Source organism: Wolbachia sp. wLmal, from assembly GCF_049435495.1.
GTDB lineage: Bacteria > Pseudomonadota > Alphaproteobacteria > Rickettsiales > Anaplasmataceae > Wolbachia > Wolbachia pipientis.
The window spans coordinates 771,630-795,308 of record NZ_CP185405.1 but is presented as its reverse complement, the minus strand read 5'-3'; the positions used below and the strand labels follow the sequence as shown (position 1 = coordinate 795,308).

Here is a 23,679-nt window from a genome sequence, read left to right as displayed (position 1 = left end):
ATTTAAGTTAAACACAATCCTTAAGAACAGGTTTTTACACAAACAAAAGTGTATTTAGTGATTATAAATTTTCCCTTAAAACCTAAGTTACATGACTTTAAAGTGCGGATAGAGGGACTCGAACCCCCACGAGCAAGCTCACCAGGACCTAAACCTGGCACGTCTACCAATTCCGCCATATCCGCAAGAAATTTTCAGTACCCTATTATAGGTATTCCATTAAAAATATTCAAGGTTTAAAGTCTTACTTAATTTATGGTATTTACACAATCAAAAAAGCTTATTAACATTTCTTAATGAAAGCTCTAAACCCTGAAAATCAATAATGAGATTAATAACAAGCTTCTTACTCGCAATTTTTTTGATTACACAAAGTGGTTGCACAACCCTTATAATAGGTGGTGTGGTGGCTACAGCAACAGCAATAACAATGCAGGACAAATCCTTGGGAAATATCATTGATGATACGACTATGGTCATCAGAATTAATAAGGGGCTCTTAAAACATGGACTATTTTCATCCATAAAGGTTAAAGTAAGTGAAGGAAGAGTATTGCTCATTGGAAGTGTTGACACTCCTGAAAAACAACTTACAGCAGAAAAAATAGCTTGGCAGCAAAAAGAAATTAAAGAAGTGATAAATGAAATAAGAGTAGTACCAATTCAAATGGCTTCCATGCTAGACACCACTGTAGATGGCATGATAACAGCGGAAATAAGAACAAGACTTCTGGGAAAAAGAAATATTAAGTCAATTAATTATAGCGTTAATACGGTTGATAGAGTTGTTTATTTGATGGGTATAGCCCAAAATAAAGCGGAATTAAAAGCTGTAATAGCAATTGCAAGAAAAGTAAAGGGAGTAAAACAAGTTGTAAGTTATGTACGATACAGGTACAGTAAGTTACGCCATTAGGCAAAAATCGCTTTCAAATTATAACATTTGTACAGTTGTGACAATAGGTAGAGAACATAAATGAAAATTGCCTTTCAGATGGATGAAAATATAAATTTTGAAACTGACACTACATTCGTGCTAATAAAGGAAGCACAAAGGAGGAAGCACGAAGTTTTTGTCTATGCTCCTAACAATTTAGCACTAAAGCTAAACCATCCAATTGCTCTGGCTCAGAAAGCCAGCGTTGATGATTTTAGTTTTATCTCTAAAGAGGATGTAGCAATCAACTTGAATGAAATGGACATCATATTTATCAGACAGGATCCACCCTTTGATATGCGTTATATTACAACAACATATATCTTAGAAAAAACCAGCGCATTGGTAATTAACAATCCAACAGAAATAAGAAATTGTCCTGAAAAATTGATAACTTCATTATTTCCAGAGCTAATTCCGCCAACTTTGATTACTGAAAATATATCAATGATTAGAGATTTCTACTACAACTATCAAGATATTATTCTGAAGCCGTTGTATAGTTATGGAGGAAACGACGTGATAAGAATACAAGATGAGAATAGTATTCAAGTAGTAGTGGATCTCATGATAGCAAAATACGAATGCCCTGTGATTGCACAATCATTTTGTAAAAACATAGATAAAGATAAAAGAATATTGCTACTTTATGGCCAACCAATTGGTGTAATGAAACGAATTCCAAAAATCAGTGGAGAGATCAGAACAAACATGCGACTTGGAGCAAGTTTTGAGCCCGCTCAAATGAACGATAGAAACAATGAAATATGTAACAAAATTGGTCCTGAATTAAAGAAAAGAGGGCTAATATTTGTTGGTATTGATATTATAGATGACTTCCTGCTCGAAATTAACACAACTTCACCCACGGGAGTAGTTCATATCAATAAATTGTATAATATATCGCTAGAAAAGGATCTTTGGGACGTGTTTGAAGAAAAAGCAAGCAGCCATCAACTAAACCTGTGAACAATCACCTTAACAAACTCAGTAGTCCCATTCTTTATCCCTGTTTTTTCTGTACTATTGGTCATATCACGCAATTTTTGAGAATTATTTAATAGATCAAATAGTACCTCTGTTAGATTTTTTTTTGCTTCACTATTCTGCTTAACTATTATAGCTGCTCTCGAGTCTTCAATATATTTTGCGTTATAAAATTGGTGATTATCTTTTGAGTAAGGGTAAGGAATATATATAGCAGAACGCCTAGCAAGAGTGATCTCTGCTATTGAAGTTGCTCCTGCTCTGCTAATTACCAAGTGAGCATTGGCCAGTCTATTCTCCATATCATCAAAAAATTCACTCAATTCACAATCGATCTTTTCACTTTTGTATAGACTTTTGACCTTGTTTACATTTTTCTTCGTACATTGCTGCGTCACTCTAATTTTCTTTTTCATTTTAATAGGTAAATCACAAATTACGCTGCTTACTACATCATCAAAAAAATTTGCACCTTGGCTGCCTGCTATGACCAATATATTTAGGATTTTCTCAGTGCTAGAATGGCTCTGTGCTTTTATATCAACAAAATTTCCTGTAAAAATACATTTATTGCCCTCTGCATATTTAGTCTCCGGAAAGCTGGTTGCAATTAATTTTGCACTCTTGAAAAAGAATCTATTTACTCTCCCTAAAACTGTGTTTTGTTCATGTAAAATTATAGGTATAGAAAGAACTCTTGCTGCAAGAAGAGTTGGAAAAGAAGCATAGCTACCAAAACCAATGACCGATTTTGGTTTTAATTTTCTTACTTGATACAGTGCTAACATAGAGCTGTATATCAAGAAAAGGAAAAACTTAAATTTGTTGCTGCTTGGTCTACGTAATGGTAAGGTGTAGCTTTCTATGTCGGTATTTTTATTTGTTTTTTTATCAGTGAATAATATGCAATTGTATCCTTGTGTCTTTAGTGCTTTTGCTAAAGCTATGGCCGGAAAGATATGCCCACCTGTGCCACCTGTTGCTAAAATAATATCCATCTGTAAATAATAAATCCTAGATTGTTAACTGTTATTTAACAATTTGCACGTAGAATTTTATTAAGCGTTATGATAGTTGAGTTAAAAATGCCTAAAAGTAATAGTAAAAAAGAACCTAATGAGAAAAATAAACCTCAAGAACAAAGAGAAGGCAGAAGTGGAGGTTTTTTAGAACTGCTAAAAAATATAATAAAAATTCTTTTCAATTCGGTCATTGACCTACCTGAGCACGAGCAGCATAATAAAATGAAAAGCACTAATCTACAACAAGGTTTGGATACTAAAGGAAAAGGCCCAGAAGATCTTCATCCAAAGGCAAAGCTTGAAGTTAAAGAAGCAGCTAAGGGATTGAAAGAAGAGTTACAGAATTCTGATGCTGGTGGTAATCAATCTATTGAAACTAAAGTGCCTAATCAAACTACTACTCAAGACATTGACAACTCTAAAACGATGGAACGTTAGTTCAACTATTTAACATCTGCAGCAAGCACTGATTCATGTATCATCTCTGAAATGGTTGGATGAGGAAAAATCGTAGATTTTATGTCGAAGTCTATTCCTTCTAGTTGCTTTGCAAGAGCAAAATTGCTAATTAACTCCGTTACTTCTGCACCTATCATGTGGCTACCCAGAATTTCTCCGGTTTTTTTATCTATAATCGTTTTCACTAACCCTTCAGTTTCACTGAGTGCAACAGACTTACCATTAAAGTTAGAGTGAAATTTTCCTATTTTTATATCATACCCACCTTTTATTGCCTGTTCCTCAGTAAGGCCGATGCTCGCTATTTGTGGATGAGAATAAGTGCAATTTGGTATGCATTCTTTTTTTAACGCATGAGCATTTTTACCAGCAATCTTTTCAATGCAGATCACGGCTTCATGGCTCGCTTTATGTGCTAAACATGGTGGGCCAGCTACATCACCTATTGCATACACATTTGATTCACTAGTTTCATACCATTCATTCGTTTCAATAAAGCCAGAAGGGCTTAATTTAATTTTTGTATTTTCTAAACCTATATTTTCAATATTTGCTTGAATTCCAACCGCAACAATCACCCTCTCAAATTCTTTGCTCTCACCACTACTTAGTAGCACTTGAGCAGAGTCTTTACTTTTAGTAAGAGCTTTTACGCTACTGCTTGTATATATTTCTATCCCCTGTTTTGTGAATATTTCTTGTGCTAAATCTGAAATGTCCTTATCCTCCAGCGGCAAAATAGTGCTCTTTATCTCTATGATTGTTACATCAACACCCAAAGTACTATAAAAACTTGCAAATTCTATTCCAATTGCACCAGACCCTATAATTAGTAGCGATTTTGGTAATCTCTCTGGAGTCATAGCGTGCTGCGCATTCCATATTAAATCTCCATCTGCCTCTATTCCAGGCAGATTCCGTGCCCTCACGCCTGTTGCTAAAATGATATGCTTGGAAACAATTTCTTGTTCTTCCTTATCGCTAACGACTTTTATAGTACCATTGCCTGCAAGTTTACCAAAACCTTGATGAACTTTGATATTATTTTTTTTCATCAAATATGCAACACCGCTTGACAATTTATCAACAACGTTTCTTGAGTATTTCACTATTGATTGTATATCAAAATTCGCTCCCTTTACTTCTATACCAAACTCTTTTGATCTTTTTATTAGCCTATAAACCTCAGATGCTCTAAGCAGTGATTTTGTTGGTATACATCCCCAATTTAAGCATATACCGCCTAAATTTTTTTCTTTTTCCACAATTGCAGTTTTAAACCCAAGCTGTGCCGCCCTAATTGCCGCTATATAACCACCAGGACCGCTACCTATAACCGTAATATCATACTCATTCATCAGTTTTCTTCGTATTCAAAAAGATTATATATAACAGATGGAACCCATACAATCAATGGTCTGTCATCTACCGTCTTAAGAGTCAAGATAAAAGTTGTTATTTTTTATCATGGCATTTAAACAAACGATAATTTTTCTCATGACAGCAACTAATGCAACCTTAGCAGCTTTGCCAGAATCAACCAAACGCTGATAAAACGCTTTCATTTTTCTGTTGTGGCGCATAGCAACAAGAGCTGACATGTATAGTGCTTTCCTTGCATAAAACCTGCCTCCTTTGATTTGAGCTTTGCCAACTTTTCTTCCACTTTCACTAGTTTTAGGTGCAACTCCAACTAAGCATGCAATTTCTCTATTCTCTAATCTACCAAGCTCAGGCACCTCTGTCAGTAGAACGCTCGCCGTCTTTGATCCAATACCTTTATAGCTGATTAAAAGCTCATTTTTTCCTTTCAATTCAGCTATTGCGTCTTCTATGTCTTGCCTAATTTCTTTCAATTGTTTTTCAGCAAACCCTATCTGTCTTTTTATGTATTCTCTAGCTTTTCCCGTCGCACTTTGCAGGCGACACTTGTTTGCATGAATTGCATCATTTAAATTACGCTCAACTGCCCCAGCTCCTTTAATTCCTCTTGCTTTTGTGAAATTATACATCCTTTTACTTCACCGTCTTTACTGACAAATTCAGCGTATTTTTCCAGTAATTTAGCATCTAACTTGTCAGTTTTTGCAAAATGATTGCAAGCTTTGGCAAATGCATATACCCGATTCGGGTGAGCTTTATGGACAGTTATCTTGCAACAATTTTATAATGAGCTTTTCATAGCCACCAGCTTACACATAACTTGATGGGTAAATCGACTATATTTGTTTCTATAAACTTAGATATAGCATCACTCACGTTTGCTATGCGCTTATGCTTGCCATTAATTGAGATATCCAATGCTTCCTTGGAAACATCTACTCCCATGAAAATTATTCTAGCCATTTTTGTACCTATAAATATAATCAAACAATAATGCAAAATGCTGTATACAGGATTGTAATTCGATCTTTTAGATCCACCTACCGTTCGTACTACATTTTGCTTTAAGCCTTACTATTATCCACAAATAAAAACATAGTATTGTATTTACTCAAATAATTTAATTTTATTAACCTGAAAGCTTATTAGATTAAAATTATTAAACTAAGAGTTATAATTTTAGCAACTAAAAGCTGTAAATTGCACCATATAAACAGTTATTTCAAGCAAAAGTTATGCCATTAAGAGCTATGCAACAAACATTTATATTTGTGGGTAATAGTAAGATCTAAATCCGATAGAGCATTGTTGGCACACCATCAAAAGTCGCCTCAGACCTCTAATGCATCAATGTACAAACTTACACCTTTTAGTTGGTAATACCATTTTAGACGTTTATCATTCGTTTTAGAAAATACTATAGTAGCGGAATGACGAATTTTTGTTTTTCAAATTGTCAGTAAATCTAAGTCAGTTTAGCTATATAAAACATAGTATAAAAAGAGCTATTTTAGCAAAATTTTAAACAAATAAAGTTAATTACTTCACAATTGATACCTTACGAAAAAAGCACATTTGATACAGATTTAAAATACAAGTTAACGAATTATTATGATTTTTACCAAGATAATAATATAGTAAGGTTTGGTAGTGAGGTATCAAAATGGAAAAATACACCAACGCATGGTTTAATAAGAAAGATAATCATGATTGTGCAAATGATGGCACTTGCGGGCAATCTATAAAGGATTTTAGGATTGGTAATTCTGATATTTCTTTTTTTTGATAGTAACAAAAACTTAATTGCCAAAGTACCTAAACTACCAAAGTATTCTAGGGATAAATATGGGCATCAATTGTATAAGGAAGCTGAGTCAAAGCAGTTCAATTATTTTTCCATAAATATACATGATGTTTTGTCTAACAGCTTTACCGTTAAATACGGGTATATAAATTGTACTATAAAATACGACAACTTATCTGAGCAGGAACAAAACCAAATAGAAACAGACATTAAAACTACCTATGAAGCATTTAAAGAAAAGTTTTGCTTGAAAAATAGTAATGCAAGTTACAATATAACGGTTCACATTTTTAATAATAGAAGCGATTATACAAAGTATAACAATCTTCTCGGCATAGATGAAGATGGTGGTCCAGGATATATTACACGAGGAGTAACAGATTGTCAGAATATTCTGACATATAAGCAAAGTGCCATGGATTTTGTTCTAGGTCATGAGCTAGGCCACATATTTCAATTGCGTTTTTCACCATCGGCAACAGTCCAAACTTTGAATATTCTGGATACTGAACTCATAGCGAATGTCATTGGACGAGAGGTAGAAGAAAAAAATTATAAAGCTATTTGCAAGCAGATGGGTGTAGATGAATATGAAGGCCATGGATGGATGTTTAAATTTAAATATAAAGGTACACTTTATAAATATCACAAGAACCTTTCAGAAGAAGAAAAATTTAAAGCTATACAAAATGTCAAGAATATTCGTGAACTAGTAGATGAATATGAAGATCATGGATGGATATTTAGTTTTAAATACAAAGGCACCACTTATAACGTAAGATGCAAGTACTTTTCAGAAGAAGAAAAATTTCAATTTATCAAAGACATTAAGAACTCTCATGAATCGCTCGTTAGTGAACGTTATAGATTAAATGAAGGGTCATTAAGTCAGAATGCAACTGTAGTAATTTTTGTTGATGAAAACAAGGACATAGAGAAAATGTATTTTCATAATCCAGACAAGAATATGTCCAAATGGTTAGATAAGACACTCATAAGCAGAAGTAAGCCTGAACAAGATGTGGATGACACAGCAGGAAAAGAGCCTGAACCAGAATCAGCCGAAGAGGATACTCAGCAACCCAGTAATTTCTTATCCAATATTTTTTTTCAGCAATTAAATCCATTATTGATTCTATCTCATCACTCTTTTCATGGTTATTTGGGTCGAAAGAGAAAGAGTCTAATCAACAATCTGATGATAATCCTTCTTTGTTTAAGCTCGATGCTAATGAGTTAGATCACGAAGTTAAGCCTGATGCCAATGAGTTAGGTCACGATGTTAGAGATCACTTATCAGACAATTATAACCATTACAACTCATCTGATGGGCTAATGTAATATAGCTAATTTACAGTATCTGTTCAGATGCATGGCTAATGCTGAAACAAAAATTCCAGTGCCCCTGTGATGTCATCCCAGTGCTTGACACTGGGATGGCTTTGTTGCATCGCTCAAGTGAAAAGAACTGGCAGTTACTGACAAAATTCATTATAAATAGCCATTTAACTGTTGAAGAAAAAATATGCCACAAAAAATGAGAGTCAGTAACTGCCATGAATATAACAAATTTCTCCAAGAAAGAGGAAGCATTTTTTGTTATATCAATGACGCCATAGAAAAGTGGTACGAGAATGGTCCAAAAATACCAGGTGGCAACAATATTTATAGTGATAAAGTTGTAATTTTGGTGCACATAATAACTTGTTTATTTAGAATAGGCCTGAGGCAAACAGTTGGGTTTATAGCAGGATACCTTGAGCAAATTGGGAAAAATTTGCAAGTTATCAGCTATTCACAATCATCAAGAAGGTTTAAGAAACTTAATATTAAGATAAATGATTGCAGAAAATAATATGGAAGATATCGAAATTGCTATAGATAGTACAGGAATTAGTATATACAACAACACTCCTGGTCATAGCAAAGAAAATAGCGAAGATAGAAAGTATCGCAGCTATGAACAGACAAGAAAATTGCATGTAATGTTGAATACAAACAGCAAAAAAGCCATAGCTGTAAAATACAGTAATGGCTGATCACTATGGAGCTTGTGATTTGCTAAAAGAAGTCGATTTTCAGTATGTCATAAAAGTACTATATGCAGATAGGGCATATGACAGAGAAAAGCTCTATAAGCTGTGTAATCAATATGGTATAAAAACGAAAATTCCTCCGAAAAACAACGCAGCAGAGCATCCAAAGTATGGCTGAGAGAAATTCTGCAGTCAAGCTCATAAAGTCATATGATGAAGATGGTATAAAGAAGTGGAAAAAAGAGATGAGTTATGGAAAAAGATCTTATATAGAAAGTTTTTTCTCGCGACTGAAACAAACATTCGGATTTAGTTTTAGGAATAAATCTGAGATAAATCGAGAAAAAGAACTGCTAATCAAATGCTATTTGCTTAATAAATTCACTGATATTGGTATGGCTAAATTTGAGATAGCTTCATAAATTTATTGTGCGTTACCTACTATCCGAAGAGCGATGCAACAAAGCCATCCCAGTGTCAAGCACTGGGATGACATCATCTGTTGTGCAATTTACCTTTAAAAATGAATATCCGTACAGTTATGTGCTTGGCACTGAAATGGCATCATTTTTTATCTGTTGAAAATGTAAACCGAAAAATAGCGTGGCACTTTGTGCCACGCTTAGTACTGTAAGCTTAATCCAGCAATTAAATTAAGCGAGGTAAAATAAAAGGTAATGACGCTATATAATGTTCGTTCTTTTATGTCAAGCACTTTTTTGAATTTTTTTGGTGATAATTTTTATCCAGTTATTTTATTATTGTAGTATAATTTCAATGCCAGATACTATCATTATGATCACTATCTAAATTTAAATCGTAATTATCATCAAATTTATATATCCCCTCCATCTCTTCTCTATGCAATTCATGTGAATCACCTAAAGCTTTTTGATTAGAAACGTCAACACAATACTGTAACAGTGCTCTTAATACTCCAGCACTATCTTGATCTAAATTAAAATTGCTAAAATCAAATTTCTGCATATTCTCCACATGTCCTTCTCTACATAACCTACATATCTTAGCAAAAACCCTTTCACTTTCTCGACTCCAAGCATTAAGAAAGTAAGGATCTACTACTTTGCTAAATTGTTTCTCTATCTCTTCAAGAGAGCTCTCTGGATTAAGTTCTAATATTACTTTGAAAATCCCACTGCCATGGAATCTATAAAATTTACTAGATAAGCTATCTTTTACAAAATTAACTGCATCATCTATTGTAACACCAGAGCGAGATTCAAATATCATCTCAAATGCTCCATAACAACTATCAATACCAAAATTAATTATTTTTCCATAAAATCAATTACCTCTTCTAAGGAAATTTGTGGCTTATTCCTCAAGATAACTTCTAAACTCTTGACAAAATTATGCCCATGCTGACCCATAGCATGGGTTTTCCCATTTATTGTATAATGATATAGCTTCTTATTTTCTATTATATGCTTATTGCACTGGTAGATATGTAGCTTATTCAATTTGCCAGAATATTCCTCTATTTCCTTATCTGGTAATTTTGAGCGGAATTCCTTGATTACTTCGCGTATTATTCTATTGATATTACTCATGCTTATTCCTAATTAATATGTTAGTATTTTTATAAATTAAGTTATTATATTAAAATTCTTTCATGGATTTCAATATTAGCTCCGCACTACTTGTAGTTTTTGTAATGGGTCTGCCAATGACGATATAATCAGCTCCTGAATTTATTGCTTCTTTTGGTGTTGCTGTTCTTTTTTGGTCGTCATGACCTGGATCTATACGAATTCCTGGAGTAATAATTTTAAAGTCTTCACCGCATTCTCGGCGCACTTCCTGAGCTTCCAATGCAGAACAGACTATTCCATAGAGTCCAATCTTTTTTGCAAGCTTTGCAAGCAAAATTACCTGTGATTTTACTTCTCTTGCTACTCCAAGCTCGTTTAAATCCTCATTGCTCATACTAGTTAGCACTGTCACTCCAATCAGCTTTATTTTTGTGCCTTGCACTACACTTAGCGCTTCTTCAAGCATTTTTGTCCCACCGCTGATGTGCAGAGTTAACATTTCAACGTTCAGAACTTTTATTACTTCAACTGTTTTAGCTACAGTGTTTGGAATGTCATGCAATTTCAGATCTAAAAAAATTGGTACATTGCATTTTGCAACTTCTTGCACTCCAGAAAGACCTTGAGCAGCAAAAAATTCTAATCCCAGCTTTACCATGCCAACTTTACCACGCAGAGTATTAACTAGAGAAATAGCCTTATTTAAATCTTGTGTATCCAGTGCACATATTATTGGGTTCATTATCTTGCACGATTTATTTTATAATAAGACTATAAGACTAATTGTTGTGTTTTGCAAATACCTTCACTCTGATTACGTTCATAAGATTCTGTCAATAGTGAATTTGGCAATTTGATCGGGGTGGATGAGCGACTTGCATATCCAAGATCCTCCAGTAAACAATCAAACGTTTCCTCTGATGGTGATTCACAATAAACTTTATTTTTTGAGTCTCCTGTAATATTATTTTTCTACTACGATCTCCGATCGCTTCATTATTGTTTACCAATTTTTCTACCTTGTCTACCACAGATTCTAACATTTCCGGTAAATAACCCTTTTTCTCTTCTGCATTTCTCAACAAATCTTCTTCAAGTTGTTCTATTTGACTGTCTCGCTCTAAAAGTAAATTTTTTAAACCTTTTACCTCATTGTTACAATCTTTTCTTATTCCGTCTAACTCAAAAGACTGATTTTCAATTAAACCATTTGCTTCATCTAACTCGTCAAATTTCTTTTCCAATTTTTTAGATAAATTTTCCTTTTCTTTATTGATTTTTCTAATTTCACATTTTAGGTCATCTAATTTTGTATGCAACTTTTTTTCTTCCTCATATAATATATCTCTTTCTTTATAAAGTGTGTCTTCTTTCTCGTATAACTCCCTTATTTCTTTACGTAATTTTTCTACTTCCTCATTCAATTTTTTATTTTCTAATTCTTTGCATTGATTATTGTCTATTTTCCCTTTCAATTCTGTTATACGTTCTTCTTTTTCTTGTAACTGTTCACGTAAACACGAGATTTTAAGATGTAATTCTTCTTCTCGTGCAACAAGCTTATCTATTTCCTCTTTTGTTTTGTCCAATTCATTGTCTATTTCAAACGTACGATTCTTTGCTGTTTCTAATTTTTTCTCTAAAGATTTTTTTTCTTCAAGAAGAGATTCTCTCTCAACTTCTGACTCATTTACTTTCTGATCCAATTTTTTTTACTCTCTTGTCTAAATTTTGCTTTTCTTGAGTTAATTCATGTTTTAATTTTTCCACTTCTTTGTTTGCAGCTTCTTTTTCCAGAGTTATTTTATTTTCTAACTCTTGCTCTTTCTGAGCGAATTTATTTCTCTCAACCTCTATTTTTTTTATTATTACTAATTATTTTATACGAAAGTGCAAGCACCAAAACAGATAATGTAGCTAAAGCAAGAATTAGAGGAAGAGGCACATTAGAAGTTACAATAAGCGCTAAAGATGTAAGTAACGTAAGAGTAGCTAAGGAACTAGCTACAAAATAAAATGCATTAGCCTCACTAAGCAAATTGCTCATTACTCCCCTCCCCCCACGTTCAGTTGTGTATCAAGTGTACCATTGTACTTATAAGTCTAGTTAGCTATTGATCGGGGTAGAAATACTGGTATATCCAGAATCACATAAAGCGTCATTCAGCTTATGTGATGGTCTGGATGTGTATTGCTGTGATTCTCCTATAGAATTTTCAATTTTCCTGTTAGTCTGCTTATTCGACACCTCTCCAATATTATATTCAATACAAAAATCTTTAATTATAGTATAAGCAGAAGTTCCAATCTTGTTGTTTAACTTTTCAACTATATAATTTATAAAACATTCCACATCTGCTGCTGAGATAGAGAGTGTTGTAAGTCTTATTTCGTTTAAAATTCTTAAGATAGCATGCTTGTACTTTTTATTTTTTAATTTTTCATTCAGACCACCCTTCAGTATATTCTTAAGTATACTTCCTTCTATCATAGTAAACTTGAGTTTACTACTCAAACGACTTCCCCTAACAAGTGATGCATCTAAATCTTTCAGACTAACATTAGTTGTAGCAAACACTGTCACACCTTTATCAGCTTCATCGAATCTAGTGAAAAAATAATTTAAAGGTACTCGATTGGCATCAGTGCGTTCCTTGCCAAAGCTGTCGATTTCATCTATAAGAACTATACAAGGAGCGTTTTCGTTTGCTTTATTAAAAAGCTCATTTATATTTGATTTTTCAAGCAAATCAGCTCCAGAAACTTTTATAAATGTAGTTAGAGATATCAGCTGATCCCCAATCGCCTCAACAATTGAACTCTTACCAGTTCCTCCTGGACCGTGAAAAATGAATCCTCTTTGTATTTTTTCTTGCTCTTCTTCTGAATCACCTGATTTTGCTGAAGACACTATATTAATATTATTTTTTATTGATTCACAAATATTTGCTAATTTTGTTTTTATCTCTTTTATAAATATAAAATCCTCAAATGCTTTCTCCCCTCTTTTTTCACCTTTTGCGCAAAATTTCATAAAAATCTTTCCTTGTGTTTTACTTTCTGTTGCAGCACTAGCAATCTTTGCCTTTAGCTCTTCCACTTCATCTTTTTTTTTGCAGCACTACCCATTAGCTTTACAATTTCATTGTATTGACTACTAAGCCTCTTATTTAGCTCTTTGATTTGAAGCTCTAAGCTTTGTATTATATTTTCTTGCTCTTTAGCTAATCCATTTTTTTCATTAGGTTCTGCTTTTTGTGCATCAAGCTTTTTATTCTGGCTGATCATTTTACATGAAAGTACAAGCACCAGAACAGAAAGTATAGACAAACTCAAAGCAACAGGAAGAGCTACATTAAAGGCTGCAACTGAAGACAAGAACTTAACATAAGGGGCAACAGCAAGTGTCTCAGACGCAAGCAATACCAAAGTAGCAAGAGCACCAGCTATAAGATAAGGTGCATTGGCTTTACTATATAAATCCCCCATTATTATTCCCTCATAATTAATAATGATTACAATAGCATGGATATTAAAGGAAATAAAGCTATAAAAATCAGTATAAGTCTATATTCACTATGTATTTTCCGTCTTCAGTTTCAAGCTCAGACTGCATCCACTCTATCGTTTCCACATTGCAAACTGCCTGCAAATCATTCTGTGCGGATTGATTCAATTTATCCTCTCGTAGATCTGCTTTTATCATCAACTTTTTTATCAGATGCTTAACTGATACATTATTATCTGCCTTTATCTTTCTGATAATGTTTAATATCTGAATAACATTATCTCCCATTTCCTCTGAATATTTATCGTAGATAAGTTCTTCTTTGCTCGGCCAATTACTTTGATTGTGTACAGAATTATAACTATACAATTGGTGGTATATCTCTTCTGTAATGTAAGGCAAGAAAGGTGCAAATAACCGCAAAATAATATTCAGTACATACGCCAAGCTTTGTTTTGCACTTAAACTGCTTCCGTACGCACGTTTTTTTACTAACTCCAAGTAACTATCACAAAAATCCTTCCAAAAAAATTCCTCTATTACGCCCAAAGCTTCGCAGTATTCAAATTGTAATAGGTTGTTCGTTGCTCTTTCTATAACTTTGTATAACTTAGACAATATCCACTTATCCATTGTCCCGTGAGCAGAATTTATGCTCATCACTTGATGCTTTTCCATGAACATGGAAACGAACTTGCTAGCGTTCCAAAGTTTTGTAACGAGGCGCTTGCCAATTTTGAATGTATTTTCAGAGTAGACTGTATCAACTCCAAGCCTTGAGTTCGCTGCCCAATAGCGCACTACATCAGCTCCATAAGTTTCAAGTATTACATGAGGAGTGATGATGTTACCCTTTGATTTACTCATCTTTTTCTTATCATCGGCTAAACACCAACCGCTGATCATAATGTTTTTCCAAGGTAAAGAATTTGCATGATAATATGCCTTTAAAATAGTATAAAAAGCCCAAGTTCTTATTATCTCATGGCTCTGGCTGCGCAGATCTGCAGGAAATATTGTATTATAGCGATGATTTGGTAAGCTAAACTCACTGTTTACTGCCAGTGCACTCAGTTGAGGAGTAATTGAACTTGTGGCCCAAGTATCCATTACATCTTGATCTGGGATAACCTCTTCTTTGCTATACCCTTTTGGCAAATCTTTGAGTGGATCTATAGGTAGGTCCTTTATCTCAGCTAGAATAATTTTACCTTCTTCTCCCTTACGTTTAGAATACCACGCTGGAAATGGCACACCAAAATAACGTTGCCTTGAGATGCACCAGTCCCAATTTAGCCCTTCTATCCACACTTCCACGCGTTTACGCATAGTAGCTGGATGCCAATTGCATTCTTTTACTTTATCTAATACTTGAGCTTTTTGCTCTAAGGTCTTGATAAACCATTGATAAGTAGGCAATATCTCAAGTGGTGCACCAGATCTTTCTGCACACTTAACAGAATGAGAAATGTTAGTGCTTTCTATCAAAAGGCCTCTTTGAGTTAGGATTTCGATTATCCGCTTTCTTGCTTCTTTAACTTTCAATCCATTTATTTCATTTAGTATATCGTCTGTCATCCGAGTAACTGACACTGGGATCCATTCTTCTTTTTTCTGACCATACGCTGACATGATATCTTCCTCTGTCATCGCTGGCATTGGCTCTTTTTCCTGGATTCCAGTGTCAAGCACTGGAATGACATCATCTAGGTCCATCCTTCCATCCTGATCGATGATAATTTTCATCGGTAGATTATGCTTTTGCTGCCAATATATGTCGAGTTCATCACCGAATGTACAACACATAACAAGCCCAGTGCCTTTATCTATTTTAACCTTATCATCTGCTATTATTGAAACTTTCTCCTCTGTTATTGGCACTACCGCTGTTTTTCCGATCAGATGAGTGTAGCGCGTATCCTCTGGATGACAAAAAACTGCAACACATGCAGGAAGTAACTCAGGCCGCGTAGTTGCAATGTTGATCTGCTCATTTTCTTGAGTAGAGAAAACTATCGTGTTTAAGGATGACTCAAAAACTTTATCTTCTATTTCTGCTTGCGCAATTGCGGTTTTATCAACCGGGTCCCAAAGGATGGGCTGCATTTTTCTATATGCATATCCCTTATTATATAGATCAATAAACGACATCTGTGAAAGCGTCACAGTTTCCTTGCTGATCGTGTGATATTCCAAATCCCAGTCATAACTAATGCCGACCGATTTAAATAGTTCCTTGAATTCTTGCTTTGATTTTTCAATAACCTCATGGCACATCTCTATAAATTTTTCCCTGCCAACTTCTTTTGCGCGGGTTTTATAGGTTTGCTCAACCAATCTTTCAGTGGGAAGCCCATTATCATCAAACCCAATTGGGTAAAACACATCTTTTCCCAGCATGCGCTGAAACCTTGCAATAAAGTCCGTGTGGCAATAGCTAAATATATGGCCGATATGGAGTTTTCCTGATATTGTCGGTGGAGGCGTGTCTATAGTGAAAGTGTTATCCTTTTCACCATTCCATTTATAAACTTTACTACCTTCCCATAATATGTTGCATTTGTCTTCAACTTCTTTAAAGCCGTATTTTTCTTTTAACATAAATATTTCTCAATTTTAAACTTTAAGCTAGCAACGTCATACCGCCGCGGTATCTCTAGATCCCGCTAACAAGCAGCGGAATGACGATGGTCGGTAAACCTAAATTACTTTAGCTATAGCACAATTACGGCAATTTTACGCCAAAATTTTTTGTTTACGAACATAAATTTTCTGTGCTATGATAAAAATATTACTTGACCTTAGGTTCTAAGGGTATTATATAATGTTAAATTATAATTGGGGTTCGTTATGCTAGGCCTAAAGAATGGTACAATACAGGTTGCCGATGATAAAATAGTACTTGTTATAAAAAAAGATGATTATGAAGAATTTAAAAAGTATAAAGACGTAGGTAGGAGTGGTGCTATAATTGATGACAAGTTTTATGTGGGCTGTACGCTAAATGATCAACAACTATATATTACTGGTTCTTATCCTCAAGAAGAACTAGGAGATAATATAATCATGAATGTAAAATCCGTTGGGAAAAATGGTGGCAGATATTTTAGTCGCCCAGGAGAAATGGAAAGTCTGTTAGGCCTTAACGATGGGAAAGAGGAGATTATGGTAAAAGCCCTATCTTGCCATCCCACAGTACAATTGTTAGAAGAGAAAAATGCTAAAATAACAGAATTGGAAGCATTAGATGCTGTGGCGTTACAGCAAAAGTTAACAGAGAAAGAGAATGAAATGACAGCATTAAAAGCTCAACCAGATGCTGCTCAGTTAGAAGCCAAAAAGGATGAAATAAAAGACTTACAAAATCGATTGGCTGAAGCTGAGGAGAAAAATAGAAAACTAGAAGATAAAAGCAAAACAACTGAGCAACCAAAACAAGGCAATGGAGCACGGTACACTGCTACTATTGGTATGGGTCTTGCTGCTGGACTGATAGCATTTACTGCACTTGAACGTACAGTTAAGTTAGAGATGTTAGTAATGATTGGTATAGCAGTAGCATCTGCACTCGTAGCCGGTGGTATTACATATGCAGTATTACCTAGTACTCAAGTAGATGGGGCAAAAGCACAAGAAGTAAATGAGAATGGGAAAAAGAAGTAACAAGGGTTAAGCCGAAATGTACGTGTCAAGTAAAACACTTGACGCGAACTTCAGTTTTTATATTCCTTCATTAGCATAATATAATTTTGTGCTGATTGTGTAATATGTTTAATTTCTTCATTCGACATTTTTTTGAAGAATTTTGCTGGCCTGCCAGCCCATATTTCCCCACTTTTTATCACTTTTCCGTGTGTTACCAGTGAGCCAGCAGCTACCATAGCTTCAGGCTCCACAACTGCATGGTCCATCACGGTAGAGCCCATACCAATAAACGCCTTATCATGCACCGTGCATGCGTGCAACACACAAAAATGTCCCACTGTTACCATGCTGCCAATAATTGTGTCACCACCTGGGTTTCTATCCACATGAATTACCGTTCCATCTTGAATATTTGTTCCATTACCTATTTTTATTGATCCAACGTCCCCTCTGATTACACAATTAAACCAGATGCTTGCATCTCTTCCTATTTCAACCTTGCCTATGATATGCGAACCACCTGCGATGAAAGCACTTTCGTCTATTTTTGGTTCATAATCTTTGTATTTTAAAATGTGATACATATTAAGCCCAAAGTCTTATGCATATGTTAATCAAAATAAGGTAAGCAGTAAATACATACTTAGATTTCAAACTACTTGGGTGACAGATGTTCTTGACTTACGTGCTTTGTGCTGCTAAGATTTTTATTTTCAGCCCTATCTATAATGTCAGTAGCGGTATTAAGTATATTTCAAATAATATTGGTTGTTGTGTTAGTAATTTTAGTGCTCTTGCAGCCGCCTGGAAGTAGTTCGTTAAGTGGTTTTAGTAATACACAACAGGGGGTCAATTCGATGATTCCGGTGAAATCTTCTGAAAACCCGCTCAGCAGAATAACGGCTATTGTTGCTGGATTGTTTATTATAAACACATTGCTATTGTCAGGATTATGTTCAAAAGACGTACATAAAAAATCGATCGCAGAAAAAATTATATTAGAAAAAAAGCAAGAAAGTGAATCTACTTCTGTTCCATTTGAAAATTAATGAAGGAAGCTAAATTTATCTTTGTCACAGGTGGAGTTGTGTCATCGCTTGGTAAAGGCTTAGTTGCTTCGAGTGTTGGTGCGCTTCTTCAAGCTCACGGTTTTAAGATCCGTATCAGAAAACTTGACCCGTATCTCAACATTGATCCTGGGACAATGAACCCAACTCAGCACGGAGAGGTATTTGTTACCGAAGATGGTGCTGAAACTGATTTGGATCTTGGGCATTATGAGCGTTTTACTGGAATTAAAGCAACAAAAGATGACAATATAACAACTGGTAAGATATATCATGAGTTATTGAAGAAAGAGAGGCGTGGTGATTATCTGGGCAAAACTGTGCAAGTCATTCCTCATGTAACAGATTTGATCAAATCGTTCATTTTTAATGGTACGGAAGGTTTAGATTTTGTAATATGTGAAATAGGTGGAACTGTAGGTGACATTGAAAGCCAACCATTTTTGGAGGCTATACGCCAAGTTAACTACACATTAGGAAAACAAAGAGTTATCCTTATTCACTTAACTTTAATACCATATCTTACCGCAGCGCAAGAATTAAAGACAAAGCCAACGCAGCATTCAGTTCGAGAGTTAAATTCCGCGGGGTTACAACCAGATATTATATTATGCCGCAGTGAGAAAGAAATTTTCGATAATCAAAGAGAGAAAATAGCTAAGCTTTGCAATGTTTCTTTATCCAATGTGATACCTGCTCCTGATGTGAGTCATATATATGAGTTACCGGTGTTGTATAGCCAATGTGGGCTTGATACGCAAATTTTGGAGCACTTTCATTTAAGCAAGCCAAAACCAAGCTTGACTGAATGGGATCAAATAGTGCATTCCATAAGGCACCCAACACAGGAAGTTACTGTATCTATAGTGGGAAAATACACCGAATTCCCTGATGCGTATAAATCACTAGTTGAAGCATTAAATCATGGTGCGATTAGTAATAAAGTCAAAGTAAGGATAAATTGGGTTAACTCAAGAGAGAAGGAAGAAAAACCTATAAATGAAAAACTTATAGGAGAGAAATTACAGAATTCTCATGCAATCCTTGTTCCAGGGGGGTTTGGTGATGACGGAGTAGAGGGTAAAATATTAGCAATAAATTATGCCCGTACAAATAATATCCCATTTTTCGGAATTTGCCTTGGTATGCAGCTTGCAATTATTGAATTTGCTCGTAATGTTGTTAAGCTTGAAGATGTACACTCTGAAGAATTTCGTAACTGTAAACATCCAATCGTTAAGTTAGCTGGCGATCAAGATGACGATCTTGGTGGAACCATGAAACTTGGGGCATACAAATGTAATATAAATGCAAACTCTAAAATGATGGATGCATATAGTAACACTACTATTTCAGAAAGACACAGGCATAGATACATAATCAATTCAGATTATAAAGATGATTTGGAAAAAAATGGACTGCTATGCAGTGGCATATCAGAAGATGGAACATGTATAGAGGCAGTGGAGTTAGAGAGTCATCCGTGGTTTATTGGTGTGCAGTTTCATCCAGAGTTTCAATCAAAGCCGTTTCCTCCTCATCCTCTTTTCGTGTCGTTCGTTAAAGCAGCAATTGATAAGAAATAAGTGCCTAGTGTTTAAGTATCAATATATGGAGCTTGCCATAGAGCAAGCCAAACTCGCTCAAAAAAATGATGAGGTGCCCATAGGTGCTGTAATAGTGAGTGGAGACAATATCATTTCTTCTGCACACAATATATCCAGCGATCCAACTGCACATGCAGAGATGTTAGCGATCAGACAAGCATTTTCAACTCCCACGCTTTGTGATGCTGATATGTACGTAACATTAGAACCATGTCCGATGTGTGCTCAAGCTATTTCCTTTGCCAGAATTAAACGATTGTACTTTGGAGCTTATAATCCAAAAGGTGGAGGAATTGAAAATGGTGCTAAGATATTTCAATTTTGCAGCCATATACCTGAAGTTTATGGTGGGATATTAGAAATAGAATGCTCTTTTTTGTTAAAGGATTTTTTTGAGAAACTAAGGACCTAATTTAGGTTACGGTATAAATCTAAGAGAAAACTGAGAACTTTCACAAATCAAAATTTTTATCTTGCGGTTTTATTTGCAATATTGCTACCACACTGATCAATAAGCAGAAGACTATATAAAGCCCAGCAGCAAGGTTTGTTTGAGGAAATGTTACAGTCAACCAAATACAAACCATAGGAGTAAATCCTCCATGTAACGCATAAGAGATATTGCGTGATAAGCTCACACCACTAAATCTAACATTGGTAGGAAAGAGTTCAGATGCAACTATTCCTATGGGAACTATACCTCTTTCTATTATAGAGAGAACCATTACGCTCAACGCAATTACAAGATAATTTTTATAGTAATATGCAATAGATAACGCAGGACAACACAGTGCCATTGTAATTGCTATAAATAAGATTGCAGTGCGCTCTTTTCCAACTTTATCAGCCAACATTCCAAACGCTATTGAAGATATCGGCATTAATATACTGGTTATAATCAATACAATTTCGTTGATATATGTTGTTACATAAACATCCACTGATGCTATTTCCTTTGCGAGTGTTCGAAGAAATATGGTAAATCCGACAGCAACATTAACAGGTACAGATATTAAAATAGCAAGTATAAGAGCTCTCTTGTGGCGCTTTATAAGCTCTATTATTGGCAAATCAGGTAAATTTCTTTGTTTTCGATTTTTTTCATATGCTGGAGTTTCTCCCAATGTGTATATGCTATACGCGCTAATTAATCCTAAAATAGCTGAGAAAACAAATGGCAATCTCCAACCCCAGATACAAAAATCAGTAGTTTTTTTGCAGATAATTACTATCACCACAGAAAGCAGTACACCAATGGAACGACCAAAGCCCATTATTCCAAAATACATCCCTAAGTTCTCTTTCCTACTGGATAAATGCTCTATGAGATAAACAGAACTGCCTCCTTGTTCAGCGCCAAGCGCAATCCCTTGTGTCACATGGATTGCAAGAAGCAATATAGTAGAAGTTATACCTATTTTGCTATAACTTGGAATAAACGCAACGAGACTAGACGGAATCGATATTAGCAAGATAGCAATCGTTAATGCCATTCTCCTTCCATACCTGTCACCAACGTGACCAAATATGAATGCACCAAGTGGCCTTACAATTGCACCTAGCCCTACAATTCCAAATAATTGCAGTATGTTACTGTAGACATCTTTTGCAAAACAAAACTCTCTGCTGATTATGTTAATCAAATCAATAAAAAGCATGTAGTCATACCATATTGCGATTCTGCAGAGTATGGTTGATATCAACACCCTTGTTTGCACTAAATTCAATTCGTAAATGTTTGCTTATTCTATTCTGGCTGCTTTTTGGGATTTTACAACCTAAACATATGGAGTTGACTTTTTTATTATGGTGTGTGATAATTGCAATGAATATAGCTTATTTAGCAGCACTTATAGCAGCAGTAATACTTTGTGCTATAATGTGTATAAGCATTTTCTTTATATTATTTAAGGGAAAAAGAACACTTAGATTCAAAAGGATTTCTATCTCTTCTGAAAACAGTAGGTGTAATTTCTATAATACTATCAATTATATCTCTCCCACTTATTATATTAAGCCTTACTACTCCGTCACCTCTGGTAGTAGGTATAGTAGGTGGTATCGTTGGTGCTATTTCCATAATACCATTAATAGTAGCTTACATTTTGCTTGTGGCTATATCGAATATCTTTATTACCAAGTCTTTATAAATTTGAGCTAATGTTACTGTCTTCATTTCTTCTTGGTTGTAATATTGCTGAAAGCTATCTATTTCCATAGGTATAACATATAATCTGATTTTATAAGATATTCTACCGGGATTAAAATATCGTAAATCTTAGGCGTTATAAACAAAATTTACAGGAAAAATAAGATGATACTACTCAAAAAGGCAAACAAGACGGTATCTTTCTGGCATAAGTTAGCATTCAGCTTTACCTTTCCTTGCAAGACATTTTAGAGCTATTATGTCTTACTTCTTGAAGATACAAGTTAGCGTTTTTAACCCGAATTCTGGATTGGAGATTAAAAAAACAAGAATATCAATAGCTTATTGTTTTAGCATTTACGATAAAGCAGTAAGCATTTTAAGATTAGTTACTAATTTAGTAAAATTCAAGACTTTCAATAATTTACCTAAAATCTAATCCAGAATTCGGGTTAATAATAATACTATGCGTGGTAACTATTGTCTCTATCGCTTTTTTGTTTGCCTATATGCATACAATGTTGCTTAGTAAAGGGTATGAGTTAGCTGCACATTATGTTAGTGAAGCTATGCCTTGTGTGTTACTTGTCGTTCTCCTTTTTATTGTTTGGTTTGTATATGATCAAGTATTCAGCAAACTAAAGGAAGTAGAGCTGCCTATATCGATAGAATTAGCTGATTCAGATGATAAAAGAATAACATTTGCTGATGCTATAATTGATGACTCCTTAAAACAACGGTTGCAGATGATTTGCTGTGACCAAATGACAGAAAAAATGCGCAAGCTGTTTGGAAATAAAAGTATTAATTCACTAAGAGGTTACATATTACATGGCCCTCCTGGAAATGGTAAAACACTTATCGCTCGTGCAATTGCAGGTGAATCAAATATGAATTTCATAAGCATCTCAGGCCCTGATCTTATTGGAGTATATGTTGGTCATGGTGCACATGCTGTACGCGAGCTTTTTAAAGTAGCAAAAAAACATGCTCCTTGTATAGTCTTTATAGATGAAATAGATGTAGTTGCTCAAAAAAGAAGTACCGCTAATACCTCAGCTGACCATTGTCGAGAAAGTTTAACACAGTTATTAACTGAAATAGATGGATTTAAGAGCAGAAAAGATATAATAGTAATTGGTGCAACTAACCGTATCGATGATATAGATCCAGCACTTATTAGACCTGGACGTTTAGGTCAGAGGGTTTATATCCCTAATCCAAGCGTAGAAGCGAGACAAAAAATATTAGAACTTTATATGCGAGGTACAGAAGCCGATAATGAGTTAAACCTTAAAAACATTGCAGAAAAGACTGAAGACTATTCTGGGGCTAAGTTAGAGCAATTAGTAAATGAGGCAAAAATGTGTGCTGTTGAGGAAAGACGGTCTAAGATTAGTGAGAAAGATTTCGATCACGCGCTTCGCGGGTTAAGTTCAGAACAAGAAAGAGAGAGAATAAGGTTGGTTTCAAACAGGGAGACACAGACAGAAGAAACTTCTTTTATACGGTAAACATAAAA

24 protein-coding genes, 1 tRNA gene and 2 pseudogenes are annotated in these 23,679 nt (G+C 34.8%); 13 read left to right on the top strand and 14 right to left on the bottom strand.

Annotation, left to right across the window (positions count from 1 at the left end; genetic code table 11):
• Positions 1 to 103 precede the first annotated feature (103 nt).
• Positions 104 to 185, bottom strand: a tRNA-Leu gene (locus ACEL90_RS04025).
• A 140-nt stretch (positions 186 to 325) separates the two neighbouring features.
• Here ACEL90_RS04025 and ACEL90_RS04020 point away from each other — a divergent pair.
• Positions 326 to 916, top strand: a complete 591-nt coding sequence (locus ACEL90_RS04020; RefSeq protein ID WP_423348716.1) for a BON domain-containing protein — start codon at positions 326 to 328, stop codon at positions 914 to 916.
• Between the two features lie 60 nt (positions 917 to 976).
• Positions 977 to 1,906 (top strand): glutathione synthase, encoded by a 930-nt coding sequence (gene gshB, locus ACEL90_RS04015; RefSeq protein WP_423348715.1) that lies wholly within the window; start codon positions 977 to 979, stop codon positions 1,904 to 1,906.
• Here the strand turns inward: gshB and murG are convergent.
• Positions 1,891 to 2,922: an undecaprenyldiphospho-muramoylpentapeptide beta-N-acetylglucosaminyltransferase gene (gene murG, locus ACEL90_RS04010; protein ID WP_007549072.1), complete on the bottom strand. Its 1,032-nt coding sequence runs from the start codon at positions 2,920 to 2,922 to the stop codon at positions 1,891 to 1,893. The genes gshB and murG overlap by 16 nt on opposite strands.
• Positions 2,923 to 2,991: 69 nt before the next feature.
• Here murG and ACEL90_RS04005 point away from each other — a divergent pair, with 69 nt between their 5' ends.
• A complete protein-coding gene (locus ACEL90_RS04005) occupies positions 2,992 to 3,384 on the top strand; it encodes a hypothetical protein (RefSeq protein WP_265043996.1) in 393 nt (130 codons plus the stop codon).
• 5 nt (positions 3,385 to 3,389) lie between these two features.
• Here ACEL90_RS04005 and lpdA read toward each other — a convergent pair whose 3' ends face one another.
• Both lpdA and ACEL90_RS03995 read right to left on the bottom strand, forming a co-directional pair.
• Entirely contained in the window at positions 3,390 to 4,763 is a 1,374-nt protein-coding gene (gene lpdA, locus ACEL90_RS04000) for a dihydrolipoyl dehydrogenase (RefSeq protein ID WP_423348714.1), read from the bottom strand.
• A 75-nt stretch (positions 4,764 to 4,838) separates the two neighbouring features.
• Positions 4,839 to 5,751, bottom strand: a pseudogene (locus tag ACEL90_RS03995) (IS110 family transposase).
• 700 nt (positions 5,752 to 6,451) lie between these two features.
• Between ACEL90_RS03995 and ACEL90_RS03990 the strand changes: the two are divergent.
• The 5 genes and pseudogenes from ACEL90_RS03990 to ACEL90_RS03970 all read left to right on the top strand — a co-directional run bounded on the left by ACEL90_RS03990 (position 6,452) and on the right by ACEL90_RS03970 (position 9,210).
• Complete coding sequence (locus ACEL90_RS03990) at positions 6,452 to 6,574, top strand: hypothetical protein (RefSeq protein WP_423348713.1); 123 nt, start codon at positions 6,452 to 6,454, stop codon at positions 6,572 to 6,574.
• Positions 6,546 to 7,832 carry a hypothetical protein gene (locus tag ACEL90_RS03985; protein WP_423348712.1) on the top strand — a complete coding sequence of 429 codons (1,287 nt, stop codon included), beginning with the start codon at positions 6,546 to 6,548 and terminating at the stop codon, positions 7,830 to 7,832. The genes ACEL90_RS03990 and ACEL90_RS03985 overlap by 29 nt, the downstream gene beginning before the upstream one ends.
• 139 nt (positions 7,833 to 7,971) lie before the next feature.
• Positions 7,972 to 8,133, top strand: a complete 162-nt coding sequence (locus ACEL90_RS03980; protein ID WP_423348711.1) for a hypothetical protein — start codon at positions 7,972 to 7,974, stop codon at positions 8,131 to 8,133.
• Positions 8,118 to 9,050 (top strand): annotated as a pseudogene (locus tag ACEL90_RS03975) (IS5 family transposase). Before ACEL90_RS03980 ends, ACEL90_RS03975 begins: the two are co-directional and overlap by 16 nt.
• Positions 9,051 to 9,057: 7 nt before the next feature.
• Complete coding sequence (locus ACEL90_RS03970) at positions 9,058 to 9,210, top strand: hypothetical protein (RefSeq protein WP_341814708.1); 153 nt, start codon at positions 9,058 to 9,060, stop codon at positions 9,208 to 9,210.
• 192 nt (positions 9,211 to 9,402) lie between these two features.
• Here the strand turns inward: ACEL90_RS03970 and ACEL90_RS03965 are convergent, their stop codons facing one another.
• The 8 genes from ACEL90_RS03965 to ACEL90_RS03930 form a co-directional block, all read right to left on the bottom strand.
• Positions 9,403 to 9,879: a hypothetical protein gene (locus tag ACEL90_RS03965; protein WP_423348710.1), complete on the bottom strand. Its 477-nt coding sequence runs from the start codon at positions 9,877 to 9,879 to the stop codon at positions 9,403 to 9,405.
• 38 nt (positions 9,880 to 9,917) lie between these two features.
• Positions 9,918 to 10,199, bottom strand: coding sequence for a hypothetical protein (locus tag ACEL90_RS03960; RefSeq protein ID WP_423348709.1), 282 nt, complete (start codon positions 10,197 to 10,199; stop codon positions 9,918 to 9,920).
• Between the two features lie 49 nt (positions 10,200 to 10,248).
• Positions 10,249 to 10,923: an orotidine-5'-phosphate decarboxylase gene (gene pyrF, locus ACEL90_RS03955; RefSeq protein ID WP_174515794.1), complete on the bottom strand. Its 675-nt coding sequence runs from the start codon at positions 10,921 to 10,923 to the stop codon at positions 10,249 to 10,251.
• A gap of 91 nt (positions 10,924 to 11,014) precedes the next feature.
• A complete protein-coding gene (locus tag ACEL90_RS03950; RefSeq protein ID WP_423348708.1) occupies positions 11,015 to 11,887 on the bottom strand; it encodes a hypothetical protein in 873 nt (290 codons plus the stop codon).
• A 140-nt stretch (positions 11,888 to 12,027) separates the two neighbouring features.
• A complete protein-coding gene (locus ACEL90_RS03945; RefSeq protein WP_423348707.1) occupies positions 12,028 to 12,228 on the bottom strand; it encodes a hypothetical protein in 201 nt (66 codons plus the stop codon).
• 60 nt (positions 12,229 to 12,288) lie between these two features.
• Complete coding sequence (locus ACEL90_RS03940) at positions 12,289 to 13,281, bottom strand: ATP-binding protein (protein ID WP_423348706.1); 993 nt, start codon at positions 13,279 to 13,281, stop codon at positions 12,289 to 12,291.
• A complete protein-coding gene (locus ACEL90_RS03935; protein WP_423348705.1) occupies positions 13,269 to 13,670 on the bottom strand; it encodes a hypothetical protein in 402 nt (133 codons plus the stop codon). Before ACEL90_RS03935 ends, ACEL90_RS03940 begins: the two co-directional genes overlap by 13 nt.
• 67 nt (positions 13,671 to 13,737) lie before the next feature.
• Complete coding sequence (locus ACEL90_RS03930; RefSeq protein ID WP_423348704.1) at positions 13,738 to 16,290, bottom strand: valine--tRNA ligase; 2,553 nt, start codon at positions 16,288 to 16,290, stop codon at positions 13,738 to 13,740.
• 249 nt (positions 16,291 to 16,539) lie between these two features.
• Between ACEL90_RS03930 and ACEL90_RS03925 the strand changes: the two genes are divergently transcribed.
• Positions 16,540 to 17,352 (top strand): hypothetical protein, encoded by an 813-nt coding sequence (locus ACEL90_RS03925; RefSeq protein ID WP_423348703.1) that lies wholly within the window; start codon positions 16,540 to 16,542, stop codon positions 17,350 to 17,352.
• A gap of 50 nt (positions 17,353 to 17,402) precedes the next feature.
• On the opposite strand, the gene ACEL90_RS03920 is transcribed toward ACEL90_RS03925, so the two are convergent.
• Positions 17,403 to 17,918 carry a gamma carbonic anhydrase family protein gene (locus ACEL90_RS03920; protein WP_010962614.1) on the bottom strand — a complete coding sequence of 172 codons (516 nt, stop codon included), beginning with the start codon at positions 17,916 to 17,918 and terminating at the stop codon, positions 17,403 to 17,405.
• A gap of 144 nt (positions 17,919 to 18,062) precedes the next feature.
• Here ACEL90_RS03920 and secG point away from each other — a divergent pair, with 144 nt between their 5' ends.
• The 3 genes from secG to ACEL90_RS03905 are packed head-to-tail and all read left to right on the top strand — an operon-like array spanning position 18,063 to position 20,420.
• Positions 18,063 to 18,383 carry a preprotein translocase subunit SecG gene (gene secG / locus ACEL90_RS03915; RefSeq protein ID WP_007548880.1) on the top strand — a complete coding sequence of 107 codons (321 nt, stop codon included), beginning with the start codon at positions 18,063 to 18,065 and terminating at the stop codon, positions 18,381 to 18,383.
• Positions 18,383 to 19,987 (top strand): CTP synthase, encoded by a 1,605-nt coding sequence (locus tag ACEL90_RS03910; RefSeq protein ID WP_423348702.1) that lies wholly within the window; start codon positions 18,383 to 18,385, stop codon positions 19,985 to 19,987. Before secG ends, ACEL90_RS03910 begins: the two co-directional genes overlap by 1 nt.
• A gap of 25 nt (positions 19,988 to 20,012) precedes the next feature.
• Positions 20,013 to 20,420, top strand: a complete 408-nt coding sequence (locus ACEL90_RS03905) for a nucleoside deaminase (protein WP_010962617.1) — start codon at positions 20,013 to 20,015, stop codon at positions 20,418 to 20,420.
• Between the two features lie 40 nt (positions 20,421 to 20,460).
• Here ACEL90_RS03905 and ACEL90_RS03900 read toward each other — a convergent pair whose 3' ends face one another.
• On the bottom strand, positions 20,461 to 21,666 hold the full coding sequence (locus ACEL90_RS03900; RefSeq protein ID WP_423349296.1) for an MFS transporter: 1,206 nt from the start codon (positions 21,664 to 21,666) through the stop codon (positions 20,461 to 20,463).
• A gap of 1,009 nt (positions 21,667 to 22,675) precedes the next feature.
• On the opposite strand from ACEL90_RS03900, the gene ACEL90_RS03895 reads away from it, so the two are divergent.
• On the top strand, positions 22,676 to 23,671 hold the full coding sequence (locus tag ACEL90_RS03895; RefSeq protein ID WP_423348701.1) for an ATP-binding protein: 996 nt from the start codon (positions 22,676 to 22,678) through the stop codon (positions 23,669 to 23,671).
• The last annotated feature ends 8 nt before the right edge of the window (positions 23,672 to 23,679 follow it).